A 637-nucleotide genomic window follows, 5' to 3' on the forward strand; every position below is an offset into this window, starting at 1 on the left:
AACCAGTCCGAAGATGATCTCCTCGATACGCCCGGAACCGGTCACGCGAACGCCTTCCATGGGGCCGGCATCACTGGCCTCCACAGCCTCGGAAAAGAGCTTCGACAGCACCCCGGTGGTATGGATGAAAAGCGCCAGGGTGCCGGCGAAGGGCCCCAGGCCCACGGCCACCACGAAGATCATGGCGAACACCAGCTCGTTGATGGCGCGGCAGGCATCCATCAGGCGGCGCATGGGTTGATGGACCCACCAGGGGGCGAGATTCTCGGAAGACAGCAGACTGCAGGGCACAGCGCAGATCACCGCGAGCAGCGTGCCCCAGATGGCGATCTGGATGGTGACCAGCATCTGCTCGATGTAGTGGCTCAGATCGCCGAAGCTGGGCGGGAAGAAGTCGCCGGCGAGCTCGGCCATGTTGTCGGCGTTGGCGACTAGCTGGCCCGGCTGCATCTCGGCGCCTTGCCAGGCCCAGCTGAGCACTGCCAGGGTGACGCCCCAGCCGATCAGCGTGCTCCAGCGGCGTCGCGGCAGCTGAGCATCCAAGGTGGCTTGTTGCATGTTGAAGTGACTCCCGATGAGGGGCCGTCATGGCCCCTCCTGATGTCGCTAGACTGTTGTGGGTTACTGGCTGGTCATG

Annotated in this window: 1 protein-coding gene; it reads right to left on the minus strand. The window is 64.2% G+C overall.

Translation table 11 applies throughout. The annotated features are described in order from the left end of the window. A partial coding sequence (locus tag Q673_RS25000) for a PhnE/PtxC family ABC transporter permease (protein WP_023005414.1) occupies nt 1-558 on the minus strand: 558 nt, incomplete at its 3' end. Nucleotides 559-637 lie beyond the last annotated feature (79 nt).

It is taken from the genome of Halomonas sp. PBN3 (genome assembly GCF_000475415.1).
GTDB classification, from domain to species: domain Bacteria; phylum Pseudomonadota; class Gammaproteobacteria; order Pseudomonadales; family Halomonadaceae; genus Halomonas; species Halomonas shengliensis.